The organism is Propioniciclava sp. (assembly GCF_029977985.1).
Taxonomy (GTDB): Bacteria; Actinomycetota; Actinomycetes; order Propionibacteriales; family Propionibacteriaceae; genus Propioniciclava.
The window spans coordinates 1-2,019 of record NZ_JARKOT010000216.1 but is presented as its reverse complement, the minus strand read 5'-3'; the positions used below and the strand labels follow the sequence as shown (position 1 = coordinate 2,019).

2 protein-coding genes and 1 pseudogene are annotated in these 2,019 nt (G+C 71.2%); all 3 read right to left on the bottom strand.

Annotation, left to right across the window (positions count from 1 at the left end):
* Nucleotides 1-51: 51 nt before the first annotated feature.
* Nucleotides 52-714: a GntR family transcriptional regulator gene (locus Q1K57_RS12775; RefSeq protein ID WP_300083271.1), complete on the bottom strand. Its 663-nt coding sequence runs from the start codon at nt 712-714 to the stop codon at nt 52-54.
* 9 nt (nt 715-723) lie between these two features.
* Nucleotides 724-1,746 (bottom strand): ABC transporter substrate-binding protein, encoded by a 1,023-nt coding sequence (locus Q1K57_RS12770; protein WP_300083269.1) that lies wholly within the window; start codon nt 1,744-1,746, stop codon nt 724-726.
* Between the two features lie 37 nt (nt 1,747-1,783).
* Nucleotides 1,784-2,019, bottom strand: a pseudogene (locus tag Q1K57_RS12765) (hypothetical protein); the annotation flags it as partial.

The following is a 2,019-nucleotide window of genomic DNA, read 5'->3' as shown; positions in this document are numbered from 1 at the left end:
GGATTCCTTCCGTGGGTCGGGGTGCCGGATGAGGCGACGGACGCCGCCGGCTCAGAGCGGCTGTTCGGGGGTGGCCCTCAGCGCGCCGATGACGCTGGTCAGATGGGCCTGGACGGCCGCACGGGCGGCGTCCGCATCGCGAGCACGCAGCGCGTCGATGATCGCGAGGTGCTCGTGGATGGATTGGCTGGGCCGTTCCGGACGCAGCGCCAGCCGGAACCGGTGCCGCACCAACTGGCCGTTGAGGCGTCCCAGCAGGTCCTGGGCGACGGGCTGACCCGACAGGACGCGGATGCGCTCGTGGAGCTCCTTGTTGAGCTCGGAGTAGCGCACCGGATCGCCGGCGGCGACGGCGTCCTGCATGCGCTCACCGAGGACGCCGAGGGCGTCCAGGTCGGCGTCCGAGGCGAGCTCGGTGGCCTTGGCGGCGCACAGGGCTTCCAGTTCACGGCGGACCTCGGTGATGACCACCGCCTCGTCGACCGTCACCACTCGCACGCGGGCGCCCTTGTTGGGCACGTGCTCGATCATCCCCTCCGTGGCGAGGTCGCCCAGTGCCGCACGCAGCGCGCTGCGCGTGACGCCGAACCGCTCGGCGAGCTCGGTCTCGACGAGCCGCTCGGCGGGGAGGAACTCACCCCCGCGGATGGCGGACCGCAGCTGCTCGGCAGCCACGGCCCGCCCCTGCTGGCCGGAGAGGACGACCGTCTGCATGGCCCAGCCTCAGGGGAGGAGGGCGTCGAGATCGGGCGCGCTGGGGAAGAGGCCGTCGGACGTGCCGAGGTCGGCCAGCTTCTGCACGGCGGCCCGGTTGATCTCCGGGTCCCACTTGGGCAGGACGGCCTTCGCGGCGACGTCGGGCTGGATCTGGGTGTAGGTGGACAGGATCTTGCGGACGGCGTCCGGGTTGGCCTGCGCGTACTCGAGCGACTTGTTCATCGCGGCGGTGAACTTGGTGACGATCTGCGGGTTGGCGCCGGCGTACGACTTCGTCGTGAAGTAGGCGGCGACGAGGAGGTTCGGATCGGTGGCGGCGTAGTTGGCGCCCACCGAGACGAGCCCCGCGTCGAGGCCGATGGTCCGGAACGGCTCGACGAGCTGACCGGCCGCTACGTCGCCGCGCTCGATGGCGGGCACGATGTCGGGGAAGGCGAGCTCGACGTACTGGATGCCCGCCGGGTCGCCGCCATCGGCGCGGACCATCTCGTTGATCGTCGTCGTCTGGATGTTCTGCAGCGTGTTCACGGCGATGCTCTTGCCGGCGAGGTCGGCCGCCCGCTTGATGCCTGAATCGGCCTTGACGAGCACGGCGCCGAAGTCGGCCTCGGTGTCGCCCGTGGACGCCGCCCCTGCGGCCAGCGCCTTGAGGCCGAGGCCGCGGGCGTTCGCGAGCATGAGGGAGACGACGTTGCTGAAGCCGAACTGCAGCGAACCGGACGTGACGCCGGGCACGATCGCCGCGCCGCCCTGGCCGGATTCGAGCGTGAGGTCGAGGCCTTCGTCGGCGAAGAAGCCCTGGTCGACGCCCAGGTAGATCGGGGCGACGTCGAGGATCGGGATGACGCCGACGCTGATCTTGGTCGTGGTGCCGGTGGCGGCGGTGCTGTCGCCGGACGCCGTCGTGGCGCCACCGCCGGCGGTGGTGGTGCCGCCCGAGGGCGTGCCCTCGGAGCAGCCGACGAGCGTGGCGGCGGACAGGCCGGCGACGAGGCCGAGCGCCTTGCGGCGGGTGAAGGTGACGGACATGGCTTCCTCCTTGAAGGCCGGTGGTGTGGTGCGGTCGCTACTTCTTCTGCGACGGGCGGGACAGGTCGGCGGGGGTCACGCCGGCGGCGATCTGGGCGGGGACCAGACCCTGCTTGGCGAGTTGGATCGCCGCGTAGATGTGGTGGCGCAGCTCGGTGAAGCGCTGCGTCGAGCGGGTCTCGAGCTGGGAGCGCTCGTCGGGCAGGTCGATGACGACGTCCTCCTGGACGACGGTCGGCGAACTCGACAAGACGATGACGCGTTCGGCCAGAT